16 protein-coding genes are annotated in these 16059 nt (G+C 41.1%); all 16 read left to right on the top strand.

What is annotated here, in order from left to right; genetic code table 11:
• Positions 1-24 precede the first annotated feature (24 nt).
• The 16 genes from tilS to lysS all read left to right on the top strand — a co-directional run bounded on the left by tilS (position 25) and on the right by lysS (position 15673).
• Positions 25-1419 carry a tRNA lysidine(34) synthetase TilS gene (tilS, locus tag UN64_RS18685; protein ID WP_245802085.1) on the top strand — a complete coding sequence of 465 codons (1395 nt, stop codon included), beginning with the start codon at positions 25-27 and terminating at the stop codon, positions 1417-1419.
• A 15-nt stretch (positions 1420-1434) separates the two neighbouring features.
• Positions 1435-1974, top strand: a complete 540-nt coding sequence (gene hpt, locus UN64_RS18690; protein ID WP_066285441.1) for a hypoxanthine phosphoribosyltransferase — start codon at positions 1435-1437, stop codon at positions 1972-1974.
• A 50-nt stretch (positions 1975-2024) separates the two neighbouring features.
• The gene (ftsH, locus tag UN64_RS18695) at positions 2025-3932 is read left to right on the top strand and encodes an ATP-dependent zinc metalloprotease FtsH (RefSeq protein WP_077365625.1); all 1908 of its coding nucleotides are present in this window, start codon (positions 2025-2027) and stop codon (positions 3930-3932) included.
• A 683-nt stretch (positions 3933-4615) separates the two neighbouring features.
• Positions 4616-5386, top strand: a complete 771-nt coding sequence (locus tag UN64_RS18700) for a type III pantothenate kinase (protein WP_077365627.1) — start codon at positions 4616-4618, stop codon at positions 5384-5386.
• Positions 5387-5400: 14 nt separating this feature from the next.
• Positions 5401-6285, top strand: coding sequence for an Hsp33 family molecular chaperone HslO (gene hslO / locus UN64_RS18705; RefSeq protein WP_077365629.1), 885 nt, complete (start codon positions 5401-5403; stop codon positions 6283-6285).
• Positions 6286-6442: 157 nt separating this feature from the next.
• The gene (gene cysK / locus UN64_RS18710; RefSeq protein WP_077365631.1) at positions 6443-7369 is read left to right on the top strand and encodes a cysteine synthase A; all 927 of its coding nucleotides are present in this window, start codon (positions 6443-6445) and stop codon (positions 7367-7369) included.
• A gap of 432 nt (positions 7370-7801) precedes the next feature.
• On the top strand, positions 7802-9232 hold the full coding sequence (locus UN64_RS18715) for an anthranilate synthase component I family protein (protein WP_077365633.1): 1431 nt from the start codon (positions 7802-7804) through the stop codon (positions 9230-9232).
• A gap of 28 nt (positions 9233-9260) precedes the next feature.
• Positions 9261-9854 (top strand): aminodeoxychorismate/anthranilate synthase component II, encoded by a 594-nt coding sequence (gene pabA, locus UN64_RS18720; RefSeq protein ID WP_077365635.1) that lies wholly within the window; start codon positions 9261-9263, stop codon positions 9852-9854.
• Complete coding sequence (gene pabC / locus UN64_RS18725; RefSeq protein ID WP_077365637.1) at positions 9839-10687, top strand: aminodeoxychorismate lyase; 849 nt, start codon at positions 9839-9841, stop codon at positions 10685-10687. The genes pabA and pabC overlap by 16 nt, the downstream gene beginning before the upstream one ends.
• Positions 10688-10712: 25 nt before the next feature.
• The gene (gene folP / locus UN64_RS18730) at positions 10713-11567 is read left to right on the top strand and encodes a dihydropteroate synthase (RefSeq protein WP_425590130.1); all 855 of its coding nucleotides are present in this window, start codon (positions 10713-10715) and stop codon (positions 11565-11567) included.
• The gene (gene folB / locus UN64_RS18735) at positions 11560-11922 is read left to right on the top strand and encodes a dihydroneopterin aldolase (RefSeq protein ID WP_077365639.1); all 363 of its coding nucleotides are present in this window, start codon (positions 11560-11562) and stop codon (positions 11920-11922) included. Before folP ends, folB begins: the two co-directional genes overlap by 8 nt.
• A gap of 9 nt (positions 11923-11931) precedes the next feature.
• Complete coding sequence (gene folK, locus UN64_RS18740) at positions 11932-12456, top strand: 2-amino-4-hydroxy-6-hydroxymethyldihydropteridine diphosphokinase (RefSeq protein ID WP_077365647.1); 525 nt, start codon at positions 11932-11934, stop codon at positions 12454-12456.
• Positions 12408-12605: a helix-turn-helix domain-containing protein gene (locus tag UN64_RS18745; protein WP_066238222.1), complete on the top strand. Its 198-nt coding sequence runs from the start codon at positions 12408-12410 to the stop codon at positions 12603-12605. The genes folK and UN64_RS18745 overlap by 49 nt, the downstream gene beginning before the upstream one ends.
• Before the next feature lie 47 nt (positions 12606-12652).
• Positions 12653-13642, top strand: coding sequence for a tRNA dihydrouridine synthase DusB (gene dusB, locus UN64_RS18750; protein ID WP_281249490.1), 990 nt, complete (start codon positions 12653-12655; stop codon positions 13640-13642).
• Between the two features lie 107 nt (positions 13643-13749).
• Complete coding sequence (locus UN64_RS18755) at positions 13750-14163, top strand: GreA/GreB family elongation factor (RefSeq protein ID WP_077365641.1); 414 nt, start codon at positions 13750-13752, stop codon at positions 14161-14163.
• A gap of 16 nt (positions 14164-14179) precedes the next feature.
• Complete coding sequence (gene lysS, locus UN64_RS18760; protein ID WP_077365643.1) at positions 14180-15673, top strand: lysine--tRNA ligase; 1494 nt, start codon at positions 14180-14182, stop codon at positions 15671-15673.
• Positions 15674-16059 lie beyond the last annotated feature (386 nt).

The raw sequence follows: 16059 nt of genomic DNA on the forward strand, positions 1-16059 counted from the left end.
ATCGGTGTGAAGGAGCGGGTTAGGTTGCAGCAAGTTGAAAATTTCATTAAAAAGCACCAGCTTCTTTCATCTGCGAAAACAGTTGTTGTTGGCGTTTCCGGAGGACCAGATTCATTAGCTTTGCTTCATTTTCTATGGAAAAGGTCAGCCGTGTACAGTATTGAGGTGATTGCAGCATCCTTTGATCATAAGCTTAGAGGAGAAGAATCCGCTCGTGAACTTGCAAATACCGCAAAGTTTTGCACGGAAAGAAACATCCCGTTTGAAGGCGGAGAAGCAGATGTAGCAGAATATCAAAAAGAGAATCATCTCTCACTTCAGACAGCGGCCAGAACATGCAGGTATGATTTTTTTGAGCGGGTGATGAAGAAGCACGGAGCAAATGTTCTTGCACTCGCTCACCATGGTGATGATCAAATAGAGACGATGCTGATGAGGATGACTAGAGGAAGCGAAGGGTACAGTCTTGCAGGAATACCCGTGAAACGTCCTTTTGCAGAAGGAGAAATTATTCGGCCCTTTTTAGGAATAACGAAAGCCGAAATCGAGCATTATTGTAAAGTAGAAAATCTTTATCCTGTTTATGATCCGTCGAACGAAAGCGAAAAATATGTACGGAACAGATTCAGAAAAAAAGTGCTGCCTTTTTTAAAGCAGGAAAATCCAAATGTTCATGAAAGATTTCAGCATTTAAGTGAAACCATTACAGAAGATGAAGCGTATATATTACATCAGGCTGAAATAGAGTTAGAAAAGGTTTTAATAGTTAAAACAGAGGGGAAAATAGAGTTATCTGTATCTGCATTTAACAAGATGCCTATTCCTTTACAAAAAAGAGGGATTACACTAATATTGAACTATCTGTATAAATTAAATCCTTCATCTCTTTCCTCTGTACATAAGGAAAACTTTCTTAGTTTGCTCGGAAGTGAGCATCCATCCGGATTTTTGCATTTTCCGTCAGGTCTTTTTGTCAGCCGAACTTATGACAGATGTACGTTAAGTTTTGAGCCGGTAAAAAATGAAGAACCATCATATGAGTTTTCTATGGATCTGCCTGGCATAGCAAAAGTGCCGATTGGAATTTTAACTGCTGAAATAACGGATTGTGAACCAGCTTCAATTAGAGGGAAAGATGTTTATGTGTTCTCAACGAATGATGTAAGTCTCCCTTTACGAGTTCGAAACCGCAGACCAGGTGACCGGATGGCGATTGCCGGCGTCGGTACGCGAAAATTAAAAGATATATTTATTGATGCTAAAGTGGCACAGGAAGAACGGAAAGTTTGGCCAGTCGTTGTTAATGCAAACGGCGAAATAATTTGGCTTCCCGGACTGAAACACACTGGACGCAAATCTTTAAATCATTCTGAACAGTGGGTTATCTTACGCTTTCAAAAAAATCGCCATGACGTCTAGGAGGCTTGTTGAACTATGCATGATGAAATTTTAGAAACACTTATATCTGAAGAAGCCATTCAAGGGAAAATTAAAGAACTTGGAAAAGAGCTTTCAGAGGAATATAAGGACAGTTTTCCATTAGTAATTGGAGTTTTAAAAGGTGCATTACCTTTTATGGCAGACCTGATTAAACGAATGGATATCCACCTTGAGATCGATTTAATGGCTGTTTCCAGCTATGGAGCTTCTACCGTTTCTTCCGGTCAAGTGAAAATCGTTAAAGATTTAGATACTTCATTAGAAGGTCGAGACGTAATCATTGTAGAAGATATTATTGACAGTGGATTGACACTTAGCTATTTGGTTAACTTGTTTAAAGCACGCAAGGCCAAAACGGTTAAGATTGTAACATTGTTAGATAAGCCAACAGGACGAAAAGTAGATATTACACCGGATTTAGCTGGCTTTATCGTTCCTGATGCTTTTGTTGTCGGCTACGGCTTGGATTATATCGAGAAGTACCGCAACTTGCCTTACATTGGCGTATTAAAGCCAGAGATCTACGAAAAGTAAGAATAACAAAAACCGCATAAGATTTGATTGTTCGCCTAAGGAGGTAAGGAATGAATCGCATCTTCCGTAATACTATATTTTATTTATTAATCTTTTTAGTTGTAGTTGGAGTTGTCAGCTTTTTCAACGGCAACAACAATGAAGTAAAAGAAATCCGTTATGATCAGCTGACAAAGTACATTGAAGACGGTAAAGTAGAAAGCATTGTTTACCAGCCAGAGGGTGGCGTTTATGTTGTCCGAGGAAAGCTGGAGGGAGCGAAAGAAGGAGAAGTATTCCAGACGAATGCTCCGTTAACCGGCAATACACTAGCTGAAATTGAACAGCTTGCAGATAGTGCAAATGTTGAATTCAAACAGCAGGAACAGACGAGCGGCTGGGTTACGTTCTTTACATCAATTATCCCGTTTGTCATTATCTTTATTTTATTTTTCTTCTTGCTTAATCAAGCCCAGGGTGGCGGAAGCCGTGTAATGAACTTTGGGAAAAGCAAAGCGAAACTTTATAACGAAGAAAAGAAAAAAGTTACGTTTAAAGATGTAGCTGGAGCGGATGAAGAGAAGCAAGAACTTGTAGAAGTTGTTGAATTCTTGAAAGATCCGCGCAAATTCTCTGCACTTGGTGCGCGTATTCCTAAGGGTGTTCTTTTAGTCGGACCTCCGGGTACCGGTAAAACACTTCTTGCACGTGCTGTAGCAGGTGAAGCAGGCGTTCCGTTCTTCTCGATCTCAGGTTCTGATTTCGTTGAAATGTTCGTCGGTGTCGGTGCTTCACGTGTCCGTGATTTGTTTGAGAACGCAAAGAAAAACGCTCCTTGTATCATTTTCATTGATGAGATTGATGCTGTAGGACGTCAGCGTGGTGCCGGTCTTGGCGGCGGTCACGATGAACGTGAACAGACGCTGAACCAATTGCTAGTTGAGATGGATGGTTTCGGTGCGAATGAAGGAATCATCATCATTGCAGCAACAAACCGTGCTGATATTCTTGACCCGGCACTTCTTCGTCCGGGACGTTTTGACCGTCAGATTCCGGTTAACCGCCCAGATGTAAAAGGCCGTGAAGAAGTTCTTCAAGTGCATGCGCGCAATAAGCCGCTTGCAGAAGATGTTAATTTAAAAACGATCGCGATGCGTACACCAGGTTTCTCTGGTGCGGATCTTGAAAACTTATTAAACGAAGCGGCATTAGTTGCTGCTCGTTCTGACAAGAAAAAGATCGATATGGACGATGTAGATGAAGCGATTGACCGTGTAATCGCAGGTCCTGCCAAGAAGAGCCGTGTTATTTCTGAAAAAGAAAAGAACATCGTGGCTTACCATGAAGCTGGTCACACAGTAATTGGTCTCGTTCTTGAAGGTGCCGATACCGTTCATAAAGTAACAGTTGTTCCTCGTGGCCAAGCCGGAGGATATACGGTTATGCTCCCTAAAGAAGATCGCTATTTCATGACTAAACCAGAATTAGAAGATAAGATCGTTGGATTGCTTGGAGGCCGTGTTGCCGAAGAGATTACATTCAAGGAAGTAAGTACAGGTGCTCATAATGACTTCCAGCGTGCAACGGGCATCGCTCGCCGCATGGTAACAGAGTTTGGTATGAGTGAACGTCTTGGACCAATGCAGTTTGGTTCTTCTCAAGGAGGCCAAGTGTTCTTAGGCAGAGACTTCAACAATGAGCAAAACTACAGTGATGCAATTGCGCATGAGATTGATTTAGAAGTACAGCGCATCATTAAAGAATCTTATGAGCGCTGCCGTCAGATTCTTACAGAACACAATTCTAAGTTAGAAATCATTGCTCAGACATTGCTTACTGTTGAAACGCTTGATGAAGAACAAATCAAAGAACTTGTTAAAACAGGTCAGCTTCCTGACAAAAAGACGATTTCTAAACCATCTGATGATGTTAAGGTTACTCTTAACAAAAAGGATGAAGAAGAACCAAAACAAGATTAATTTTTACAAAAGGATGCCTCAAATCTTGAGGTGTCCTTTTTTTTGTAAGTCTGTTTGATTTCATAGTGGTGGGTCTTGAAAGCAGTCGATTTCCGTTACAGGTACTCGCTTTCCGCGGGGCAGGCGGTGAGCCCCTTTGCCGCTACGCGCCTTAAAGTGTCTCACCTGACCGCTTGTCCCGCAGGAGTCTCGCACCTTTCACTTCAATCAACTTGTCAGTGGAGGGAAAGAATGAAACACCAACCATTAAGAGGAGAGTCTATTTATCAAAGATCTTTCGTTATTACTGAAGTTATTTAGCTTAGTAACTTCGCTTAGAAGGATGTTTTAAGGGGTTATTGCTGTTGATGTTTCTCTTTTTCTTCATTGAAAAGTTGATTGTAACGGAAGGTTGCCGACTCCTCGAAAATTGAACTTCAAATTTTCTTCGTGCGATGTATCGCTGCCGAACCCTTCCTTGTCCTACGGGACGAGCGGTCAGGTGGAGACTCCTATTGGCGCAACGCGGCAGGAGGCTCACCGTTCGCCCCGTGGAAAGCGCGCAACCTGGAGTGGAAATCAACGACATTCAAGAGCACCAATGAATACTCTACAAATACTTCAATAAGCCGCGTTACTTTACTCCTATACGTTTTATGTTATAACTATTATAGAAACTTAAGATAAGAAGCGGGGACAAATTCATGATTTTTGTGTTTGATGTCGGAAATACGAATATTGTTTTAGGGCTATATGAGAACGATGAACTTATGCACCATTGGAGAATTCATACATCACGTGAAAAAACAGAAGACGAATACGGCATGCTGATACTCGATCTGTTCCGGCATGTGAATATTAATAAAGAACAAATAGAAGGAATCATTATTTCCTCTGTTGTTCCTCCAATCATGTTCGCATTAGAGCGTATGTGCTTAAAATATTTTAATCAGCGTCCGCTGATTGTTGGTCCTGGTATTAAAACAGGACTGAATATAAAGTATGAAAATCCAAGAGAAGTTGGAGCTGACCGTATTGTGAATGCAGTTGCTGCCATTCATGAATACGATTCTCCATTGATCATTGTCGACTTTGGAACAGCCACAACCTACTGCTACATTAATGAAAATAAACAATACATGGGTGGTGCAATTGCCCCAGGAATTAATATTTCTACAGAAGCGCTTTACACGAAAGCAGCTAAGCTTCCGCGTATCGAGATCGCAAAACCTGAAGGTGTGATTGGGAAAAATACAGTTAATGCTATGCAAGCTGGCATTCTTTATGGATATGTAGGACAAGTAGAGGGTATTGTAAAAAGAATGAAGGAACAATCAACGGTTGAGCCAACTGTAATCGCAACAGGCGGTCTTGCGAATTTGATCGCAGCCGAAAGCAGTGTTATTGACCATGTAGATCCTTTCTTAACATTAAAAGGTCTATTGCTTATTTACGATAAAAACAAGAACGGCTAAAAGGATGAGTTATAATGAATGACTATTTAATTAAGGCCCTTGCATTCGACGGGCAAATTCGAGCTTATGCTATTTCTACAACAGAGATGGTAAGTGAAGCGCAGCAAAGGCATAATACATGGCCGACCGCATCAGCAGCACTAGGGAGAGCAATGACTGCTACTACCATGATGGGTATGATGCTAAAAGGCGAAGATAATAAAATTACAGTTAAAATTGAAGGCGGAGGTCCAATCGGTGTTATCATTGTTGACAGCAACACAAAGGGTGAAACACGCGGTTATGTTACGAATCCTCAGACTCATTTTGATTTAAACAGCAAAGGGAAACTTGATGTGGCAAGAGCTGTAGGAAAGAATGGATATCTATCTGTTTTAAAGGATATTGGTATGCGTGAAAAATTCACAGGACAAGTACCAATGGTTTCAGGTGAACTAGGCGAAGACTTTACGTATTATTTTGCTTCTTCTGAACAAGTTCCTTCTGCAGTAGGTGTTGGAGTGCTTGTAAATCCGGACAATTCCATCAAAGCAGCTGGCGGTTTTATCATTCAGGTAATGCCGAATGCTTCTGATAGTATTGTTGATCTTTTAGAAGAACGTATAAATGCAATACCTCCTATTTCTCGTTTAATCGAAAAAGGAATGTCACCGGAGGAAATTTTATTTGAGCTATTAGGAGAAGATCAGGTTCAAATTTTAGAAAAGTCGCCTGTACGCTTCCAATGTACATGTTCACACGAACGTTTCGGCCAAGCGATTGTAAGTCTTGGAGAACAAGAAATCAAAGATATTATTGAAGAAGACGGGCAAGCGGAGACAAATTGCCAATTTTGTAACGCAACCTATGTTTTTTCAAAAGAAGAACTTCAAACTTTGCTTGAACAAGCAAAATCCTAAACCCGGAATCTTTCCGGGTTTTGATTTACACATGAAAATGATTTTATAGCGTACGATTGTAATAGGACGGAAATCACAGGCTTTTAAATTGACACTTTATTTCCAAAGTTGATACAATTAATCCAATAAAAATACTCGGTTTTAGGAGTGATGTCAAATGGCACGTGTGGCACAGTCGATTACAGATTTAATCGGTCAAACCCCTGTTGTGAAATTAAATCGCTTAACAACAGATGATATGGCAGATGTGTACTTGAAATTAGAATTTATGAATCCAGGAAGCAGTGTAAAAGATCGTATTGCATTAGCAATGATCGAAGACGCTGAGGAGAGCGGCAAATTAAAAGCAGGTGACACGATCGTTGAGCCTACAAGCGGAAACACGGGAATTGGATTAGCGATGGTGGCAGCTGCAAAAGGATACAAAACCGTTCTTGTTATGCCTGAAACAATGAGTATGGAAAGACGGAACTTGTTAAGAGCATACGGAGCAGAACTTATATTGACTCCTGGTCCTGAAGGAATGGGAGGAGCGATCCGGAAGGCCGAAGAACTATCAAAAGAAAAAGGCTATTTTATGCCGCAGCAATTTAAAAACGAGGCAAATCCAAAAGTTCATAAAAATACGACCGGAAAAGAAATCATTGCACAATTTCCTGATGGTCTTGATGCATTTGTGTCAGGCATCGGCACAGGCGGGACGATTACGGGTGCAGGTGAGGTAATAAAGGAAAAATATCCGGATGCGAAAATTTACGCTGTAGAGCCGACTGATTCTCCTGTTCTTTCAGGTGGAAAACCAGGACCGCATAAGATTCAAGGAATTGGAGCAGGTTTTGTTCCTGACATTTTAAAAACAGATATTTACGATGAAGTTTTGACGATCTCAAATGATGAAGCATTTGAATGGGCAAGAAGAGCAGCACGTGAAGAAGGGTTATTAGGAGGCATCTCCTCAGGTGCCGCAATCGCCGCTGCATTAAAAGTAGCCAAAAAACTCGGAAAAGGAAAAAAGGTACTCGCTGTTATACCAAGTAACGGTGAAAGATACTTAAGTACACCGCTTTACCAATTCGAAGACTAGCATGACCGCTCCCTTAAGGGGGCTTTTTTTATATATAAGTCGTTGTTTATTTACTAATGATTGTTGCTAATGTTTTTTTTCGAAGATACTTCATTGAAAGTTGATTGGAGCGGAAGGTGCGTGCCTACCACATGAGAAGCTTCTCGCTAGGCATGCGACGAGGAAGCTCACATCCTTAGCAATTAATTGTAGACGCAGGAGCAAGGATACTTCCATGAAGCGGGACAGGTGAGACCATTCAGTGGGCAAAGCGACGAGTGGGCTCACCGCACGCCCCGCGGAAAGAGAGCAACCTGAGCGGAAATCAACCACTCCTATGGCAGTAAATCATTCACAAGCCCATTTGAAAATGCAGGAAATTGACAGAAAGGTGTGCCAAACTGAAACACCTCATGTACAATGTAAGCAGAAGATTTTTGGGAGAGTGACCTTATGGGGAAGAACAAGAAATGGCATGTGCTGCATACTAATATTCCGCTTTCAAAAGAAGAGTGGTTTTTTAAATATAAAACGTTGTCAGCAACCGAACCGCGTCATGTTTTATTGGAGAGCGGAAGAACAGGAAAGTACAGAATTATCGGATTTTCTCCATTCGCTGAGGTTTCTGGAAAAGAAAATGTTTTAACGGTAAAAACAGACGATGGGATCTCAATAAAGAAGGGACCCGTTTACAAAGAGTTTCAGCAATGGTTTAAGCATTTTGAGATCGAACCAATTCTTGATCTGCCGGACTTTACAGGAGGGGCAATCGGATATTTAAGTTATGACCTGACTCGTGAATTCGAGAAACTACCAGCACGATCAGAAGATGACCTCGGACTGCCTGATTTATACTTTTTATTATTTAAAGATGTATTCGTTTATGATCATGAGACGAACAAGCTTTGGATTATCGTCTTAAGTGAAGAAAAAGAAGATCCTTATCATTTGGACAAGCTGCGTGCTTTTAAGGAAATGTGGCAAACGCCTAGTTCTCCGCAGTCTGCAATAGTTCTTGACCAGAGTTTTTCAAACGATGAAGACTTTAAGCACGTATCTATGACCGAGGATGTTTTTGTTGAAGCGGTCAAAAAGATTCAGTCTTATATCTCTGATGGAGACGTATTTCAAGTAAATCTGTCTGTGCGCCAATCCAAAGCATTGCAAACGGAGCCTTTTAGCATATATGAGGAATTAAGAAGAATTAATCCTTCACCTTATATGGGGTATTTACAAACACCTGATTTCCAGCTGGTAAGTGCTTCTCCAGAGCTATTAGTAAAGAAAAAAGGTGATGAGATCAGCACTAGGCCCATAGCAGGTACACGACCGCGCGGAAGAACGGAAGAGGAAGATCTGGAGCTCGCGAATACGCTCATCGAAAACGAAAAAGAACGTGCAGAACATGTGATGCTCGTTGATCTTGAGAGAAACGATCTTGGAAAGGTTTCAGCATACGGATCAGTTAAAGTGGACGAGTTCATGGTGATTGAAAGGTATTCACATGTCATGCATATCGTCTCAAATGTAGTTGGTAAACTGCGTCCGGAATGTGATGCGTTCGATTGCATCAAAGCGACATTCCCCGGTGGAACGATTACGGGTGCGCCAAAAGTGAGAACGATGGAGATCATTGAAGAGCTTGAGCCAGTCAGAAGAGGCGTTTATACAGGAAGCATCGGATGGATCGGGTTTAATGGCGATACAGAAATGAATATCGCCATACGCACGATGGTTTGTCAAAATGGAACTGCGCACGTTCAAGCAGGCGCGGGTATTGTCATTGACTCGGTACCGGAAAGTGAATATGAAGAGAGTTTGAAAAAAGCAGAGGCGCTGTGGCGTGCCAAAGAGCAAAGTGAGCTCGGGTCAATTTTGGTATAACACAGCACATGAGAGGAGAAGAGACGAGATGATTTTAATGATTGATAACTATGATTCTTTTACGTACAACCTGGTTCAATATTTAGGTGAGATGGGTGAGGAGCTAGTCGTAAAACGAAATGATGAAATTACGATTAAAGAGATCGAACAGTTAAATCCGGAATTCCTGATGATATCACCTGGACCATGCTCACCAAATGAAGCGGGCATCAGTTTAGAAGCGATTGAGTATTTTGCAGGGAAGATTCCTGTTTTCGGCGTATGTCTTGGACACCAAGCAATCGCCCAAGTTTTTGGCGGAGACGTAATACGTGCAGACAGATTGATGCATGGCAAAGTTTCTCCAGTTCTTCATGACGGAAAAACAGTATATGAAGGCTTAGAGCAGGAATTTCCTGCAACGCGCTATCACTCACTCATTGTTAAAAGAGAAACACTGCCCGATTGCTTTGAGATTTCCTCTTGGACAGAAGAAGGCGAAATTATGGGAATCCGCCATAAAGAACTTCCGATAGAAGGAGTGCAATATCATCCTGAATCCATTTTAACGGAGGACGGAAAGAAACTTTTAAGAAATTTCATTGATTTTTATAAAGGCAAAAATGTATGTACATCTATATAAATGGAAAAGTTCTACCGATGGAAGAGGCTGTAATTTCACCTTTTGACCACGGTTTTATGTATGGTCTTGGAGCATTTGAAACGTTTAGAACGTATAATAGCTTCCCTTATTTGATTGATGAGCATATGAAAAGGCTTCACGAAGCACTAGATGAATTAAATATTAATGCAGTAATAAATACAGATCATGTTATAAAAATGGTTCGAACCCTTCTGCAAAAAAACAAACTGGATGATGCGTATTTTCGTTTAAACATCTCAGCTGGCAACGGAGATATAGGTTTGCAAACTGATCCGTATGAAAATCCTGCGGTTATTCTTTTTACGAAGCCGCTTCCGCAATCTATAATTTCAGCGAAAGAACTGGTCCTGCTCAAGACCGTCCGCAACACTCCAGAGGGCAAACAAAGGCTGAAATCACATCACTACTTAAACAGCATACTTGGTAAAAGGGAGCTTAAGGATCCAGCAGGACAAGAAGGTGTTTTTTTGACAGAACAAGGGTTCATCAGCGAAGGCACAGTCTCTAACCTCTTTTGGTATAAAGATGGAACATTGTTTACTCCGGGATTATCAACAGGGATTCTAAACGGCATTACAAGAAAATGGGTATTAAATGCTTCAGAGAAATTGAACATTCCTTCTGAAACGGGGAATTATAAAATAAATGAACTTCATGATGCGGATGAAGTCTTTCTGACAAATTCAATTCAGGAGCTTGTCCCGGTAAACCGGTTCGAACAAAAGCACTTTCCTGGTGCGAACGGGCAGCTTTTTCAAAGACTAAAAGCAAAATACACGGAAGATACGAATAATAGACGCCGAACGATTTAAGGGTTTAAGAAAGGGTAGATAGTCTATGCATGAAATGATCATGAACCAGCCTAAACTGATGTGCGGAGAATACGTACTCGATTTTTCGAAAAAAACATATGTGATGGGGATTTTGAACGTAACTCCTGATTCTTTCTCAGATGGCGGACATCATAACCGGATTGAGCAAGCCATCGTCCATGCAAAAGAGATGGTGAGAGACGGGGCTGACATTATCGATGTTGGCGGTGAATCCACTAGACCTGGAGCAGCAGCAGTAACGCTCGAAGAAGAACTGGAGCGTGTCATCCCAGTCATTGAAGCGTTGAAAAAGGAAGTTGATGTGCCGATTTCAATCGATACGTATAAGGCAGAAACAGCAAAACAAGCTGTTCAAGCTGGTGCTCATCTCATCAACGATGTATGGGGTGCTAAACTGGATCCTGAGATGCCGCGTGTCATGGTCGAAACAAATGTCCCTGTGATCTTAATGCATAACCGATTCGACACCAACTATCTGGAGTTCATGGCTGATGTGATTGCTGATTTGGAGCACAGTATAGCAATAACTGTAAATGCAGGCGTAAAGCCGGAGAATATTATACTAGATCCAGGTATCGGGTTCGTAAAATCCTTTCAGCAAAATCTTGAAACAATGAGAAGGCTGAATGAAATCACAAACATGGGCTATCCAGTATTGCTAGGCACTTCCCGAAAATCGATGATCGGAAAAGCACTTGATCTTCCAGTTGATGAACGTATGGAAGGAACAGGGGCTACAGTCTGCCTTGGAATTGAACGAGGCTGTTCGATCGTACGTGTGCATGATGTTAAAGAAATGAGCAGAATGGCTAAAATGATGGATATTATGCTTGGGAAAGGTGCTGAGAGCCATGGATAAAATGTATGTGACCGGCATGAAATTTTATGGCTATCACGGCGTTTTTGCTGAGGAGCAAAAGCTCGGTCAGCGGTTCAACGTAGATGTAACGCTGTCGATGGATCTTTCAAGAGCGGGAATTACTGATGAACTAGATCAAACGGTTAACTATAAAGAAGTTTATGATGCAGTAAAGGAGATCGTTGAGGGGGACCCGGTCAAACTTTTAGAGTCTTTAGCTGAAAGCATTGCAGCCTCTCTACTCGGAAAGTTCACTTCTGTCGATGAAACAACGGTTAAAGTAATAAAACCAGACCCTCCGATCCCGGGGCATTATGACTCGGTTGCTGTTGAAATTACAAGAGGGCGCAGTTAAATGGAGCAAATGAATACAGCTTTCTTGTCTGTCGGTTCAAACATGGGAGACAGGGAAGGGCTGCTAAAAAAGTCAATACAGCTTCTTGGCAGATATCCAGAAGTTTTAATAGAGAGTGTATCTTCTATATATGAAACAGATCCAGTAGGATTTACTGATCAGCCACTCTTTTTGAATTTAGCCATAAAACTCAAAACCAGTCTTTCTCCACAGGCATTATTGAGTAAAATGCAACAGGTAGAGAACGATTTGGATAGAAAAAGAGTTCAAAAATGGGGACCTCGAACAATAGACCTTGACATTTTATTGTATAATAGTGTAAGTATACAGACGGAAGATATAGAAATTCCGCATCCACGTATGCTTGAAAGGGCATTTGTTCTGATACCTCTTAGCGAAATTGCTCCTGATGACGTTTATCCGGATAAAACAATTTCTTTACATCAAGTCCTTTGCGAACAAAGAGATAAAGAAGGTGTACGCATATGGAAGAAGACCGACTGGGAAGACGCATCCGTGCGTTCAGAAAATTAAAAGGCTATACGCAAGAGCAGCTTGCTAAAGATATTGGTATTTCGGTATCGGTACTTGGCGAGGTGGAAAGGGGCAGCCGAAAGCCCAAAGTAGATTTGCTCCATAAAATAGCGAATCAATTCAGCATTAACGTTGAAGAGTTACAGTAAGCAGATAGATTTTATAAATAAATGATTGAAACGAGGTGATATGTACGTTGAAAATTGGTGATATTACTTTGAAAAACCCTGTTGTCCTTGCCCCTATGGCTGGTGTGTGCAACCCTGCATTCCGTCTGATCGCAAAAGAATTCGGAGCAGGCCTTGTGTGTGCAGAGATGGTAAGTGACAAAGGAATTCTTTATGAAAATGAAAGGTCGCTGAAGATGCTATATGTAGATGAACGTGAAAAACCGTTAAGCCTTCAAATTTTCGGTGGAGAACGTGAATCATTAGTAGCCGCGGCTAAATATGTAGATAAGCATACAAATGCCGATATTATTGATATCAATATGGGATGCCCGGTTCCTAAAATTACAAAGTGTGATGCAGGAGCAAAGTGGCTGCTTGATCCAGACAAGATTTATGAGATGGTAGCAGCAACAGTAGATGCTGTTCAGAAGCCGGTTACAGTAAAGATGCGTGTCGGATGGGATGAAGATCACATTTATGCCGTGAAAAACGCACAGGCAGTTGAACGTGCAGGTGGCGCAGCAGTAGCGGTTCATGGCCGTACACGTGTTCAGATGTATGAAGGAACAGCTAACTGGGACATCATCAAAGAAGTAAAACAAAATGTTTCGATTCCTGTAATCGGAAATGGTGATATCTCAACGCCTCAAGAAGCTAAAGAACGTCTTGATAAATATGGCGTTGACGGTGTAATGATCGGCAGAGCGGCTCTCGGAAATCCTTGGATGCTGTACCGCACCGTTCAGTACCTGGAAACAGGAGAGATTCTTCCTGAACCGAATGCCCGTGAAAAAATGAATATCTGCATGCTCCACATGGATCGTTTGATCGAGCTTAAAGGCGAAGATGTTGCAGTTCGAGAAATGAGAAAACATGCAGCTTGGTACCTTAAAGGATTACCGAAGACTGGATCTGTTCGAAATGAAATTAACCAGATGACAACACGTGACAACATGAACAAGTTATTGTTCAATTACGTAGATCAAGTGGAAGAAATACAGCAAAAAATTAGCTGATTCATAGTGACATACAGCCAGATCATCAGATGACTGGCTGTTGTTTGCTTAATTGGTCAAAACAGCAGCCGGTGTTTTCTTTTATTAAAAAACTGGGGGAATAGCATATGAAAATGCTAAAACTCACACAAGAAGGCACCAGGAAGCTTGAGAAAGAACTGCAATCCCTGAAAAAGCGTAAAAAGGAATTCCGGAATTCACCGGAAAAAGAATTCATAATGAACCGGATGGAAGAGATAGAAAGTGTATTATCATCTTCTGCTACTTGGCCAGTTGTAAGAGAAGCGGGAGATTTTGTAGAAGCCGGTTCAACCATTACAATAGAGGAAACCGTCTATAAAGAGAGATACACATATACGATTGTTCATCCTTATGAAGCGGATCCCCGTGACAATATGATTTCTCTTCATTCCCCAATTGCAAAAGCCGCCATCGGTAAAACTTTAAATACATTAATTTGTATTCAAGTACCGGCGGGAGAAAATTTAACTTATAACATAATAGATATCCAAAACTGCTAAAGGTAGGAGTGTTCCCATGAGTCAAGAAGTAGAATTAAATGATTTGCTGCGTGTGCGGCGCGAAAAGTTAGCTTCTCTAACAGAAAAAGGATTGGATCCGTTTGGTACAAAGTTCAGCCGCACTCATACAGCTTCTGATCTTGTAACTGAATACGGAGAAGTTGAAAAAGAAGAACTGGACAGTCAGGAGATCGAAGTAACTCTTGCTGGACGTATTATGACTAAGCGCGGAAAAGGTAAAGCTGGCTTTGCTCATATTCAGGACTTAACTGGAAAAATCCAGATTTACGTAAGACAGGATGCAGTTGGCGAAGATCAATATGATTTATTTAATACTATTGATATCGGTGACTGGGTAGGGGTTACAGGATTAGTATTCAAAACAAAAGTCGGAGAACTTTCTATTAAAGCAAAAGATTTTCAGCTTTTAACTAAATCTCTGCGTCCTCTTCCAGATAAGTTCCACGGATTAAAAGATGTTGAACAGCGTTACCGCCAGCGTTATGTCGATCTAATCATGAACCCGGAAGTAAAAGAAACTTTTATCTCTCGTTCAAAGATTATTCGTTCTATGCGCCGTTACTTAGATGACCATGGTTACTTGGAAGTTGAAACACCAACGATGCATTCTATTCCTGGAGGCGCATCTGCCCGTCCGTTTATTACACACCACAATGCGTTGGACATGGAGCTTTACATGCGTATCGCGATCGAGCTTCACTTAAAGCGTCTGATTGTCGGCGGTCTTGAAAAGGTTTATGAAATCGGCCGTGTATTCCGTAATGAAGGTGTATCTACTCGCCATAACCCGGAATTCACAATGATCGAATTGTATGAAGCTTATGCAGATTACCTTGATATTATGGAACTGACTGAAAACCTGATCGCTCATATTGCTGAAGATGTGCTTGGTTCAACCACTGTAAAGTATGGAGATTACGAAGTAGATCTTAAGCCTCGCTGGAAGAGAGTTCATATGGTCGATGCTATTAAGGAAGCAGCGGGTGTAGATTTCTGGCCGGAAATGTCAGATGAAGAAGCACGCGAACTAGCTAAAAAGCATAACGTACCAGTAAAAGATAATATGTCTTATGGACATGTTGTAAATGAATTCTTTGAGCATTTTGTTGAAGAAAAGCTCATTCAGCCAACATTTGTATACGGACATCCAGTTGCGATTTCTCCTCTTGCTAAAAAGAATCCAGAGGATCCGCGCTTTACTGACCGTTTCGAACTATTTATCGTAGGGCGCGAACATGCGAACGCGTTCTCGGAGCTTAATGATCCGATCGATCAGCGTGAACGTTTTGAAGAGCAATTAAAGGAACGTGCTGAAGGAAACGATGAAGCTCATATGATGGATGAAGATTTCGTAGAGGCGCTTGAATATGGTATGCCTCCAACAGGCGGACTTGGAATCGGTATTGATCGCTTAGTTATGTTATTAACGAATTCACCATCTATACGTGACGTATTGTTATTCCCGCAAATGCGCCATTCAGAGAAATAATATCTTAAAAACCAGCCTAGCAGTCTAGTGCTGGTTTTTTTGTTTAAACAGGAATGAATTGTTTTTATTTTGAGAAAGATAAATGAGGTGCTGACAGCGCAATTGCCATTTCACAATATCTTGTGTTTAAAAGTTAATGGTTTAGCCTATATTGTAATTAGCTCTAAGCCGGTTTTGTTTGATAAAAAAATGTTTAATTATTTTAAGGAAAACTATTGTACAAGAGCGAAAATGGTGGTATATTATTCTTCGTCGCAAGGAATACTAACGTGTTAATTGCTTATCTAAAACGATTTAAAGTTTTTTGAGAAAGCTGTTGACAACAAGGGTTGCGGCATGATAACCTAATAAAGTCGCCAAAACGAGCGGCGTAAAAAAGTTCAAAA

This window comes from Fictibacillus arsenicus, from assembly GCF_001999465.1.
In the GTDB taxonomy this organism is placed as follows: Bacteria; Bacillota; Bacilli; order Bacillales; family Fictibacillaceae; genus Fictibacillus; species Fictibacillus arsenicus.

Excerpts from the sequence above, each read along its gene's own strand:
- hpt (WP_066285441.1), top strand. The coding sequence starts at position 1,435 with ATGCATGATGAAATTTTAGAAACACTTATATCTGAAGAAGCCATTCAA.
- ftsH (WP_077365625.1), top strand. The coding sequence starts at position 2,025 with ATGAATCGCATCTTCCGTAATACTATATTTTATTTATTAATCTTTTTA.
- UN64_RS18700 (WP_077365627.1), top strand. The coding sequence starts at position 4,616 with ATGATTTTTGTGTTTGATGTCGGAAATACGAATATTGTTTTAGGGCTA.
- hslO (WP_077365629.1), top strand. The coding sequence starts at position 5,401 with ATGAATGACTATTTAATTAAGGCCCTTGCATTCGACGGGCAAATTCGA.
- cysK (WP_077365631.1), top strand. The coding sequence starts at position 6,443 with ATGGCACGTGTGGCACAGTCGATTACAGATTTAATCGGTCAAACCCCT.
- UN64_RS18715 (WP_077365633.1), top strand. The coding sequence starts at position 7,802 with ATGGGGAAGAACAAGAAATGGCATGTGCTGCATACTAATATTCCGCTT.
- pabA (WP_077365635.1), top strand. The coding sequence starts at position 9,261 with ATGATTTTAATGATTGATAACTATGATTCTTTTACGTACAACCTGGTT.
- pabC (WP_077365637.1), top strand. The coding sequence starts at position 9,839 with ATGTACATCTATATAAATGGAAAAGTTCTACCGATGGAAGAGGCTGTA.
- folP (WP_425590130.1), top strand. The coding sequence starts at position 10,713 with ATGCATGAAATGATCATGAACCAGCCTAAACTGATGTGCGGAGAATAC.
- folB (WP_077365639.1), top strand. The coding sequence starts at position 11,560 with ATGGATAAAATGTATGTGACCGGCATGAAATTTTATGGCTATCACGGC.
- folK (WP_077365647.1), top strand. The coding sequence starts at position 11,932 with ATGAATACAGCTTTCTTGTCTGTCGGTTCAAACATGGGAGACAGGGAA.
- UN64_RS18745 (WP_066238222.1), top strand. The coding sequence starts at position 12,408 with ATGGAAGAAGACCGACTGGGAAGACGCATCCGTGCGTTCAGAAAATTA.
- UN64_RS18755 (WP_077365641.1), top strand. The coding sequence starts at position 13,750 with ATGAAAATGCTAAAACTCACACAAGAAGGCACCAGGAAGCTTGAGAAA.
- lysS (WP_077365643.1), top strand. The coding sequence starts at position 14,180 with ATGAGTCAAGAAGTAGAATTAAATGATTTGCTGCGTGTGCGGCGCGAA.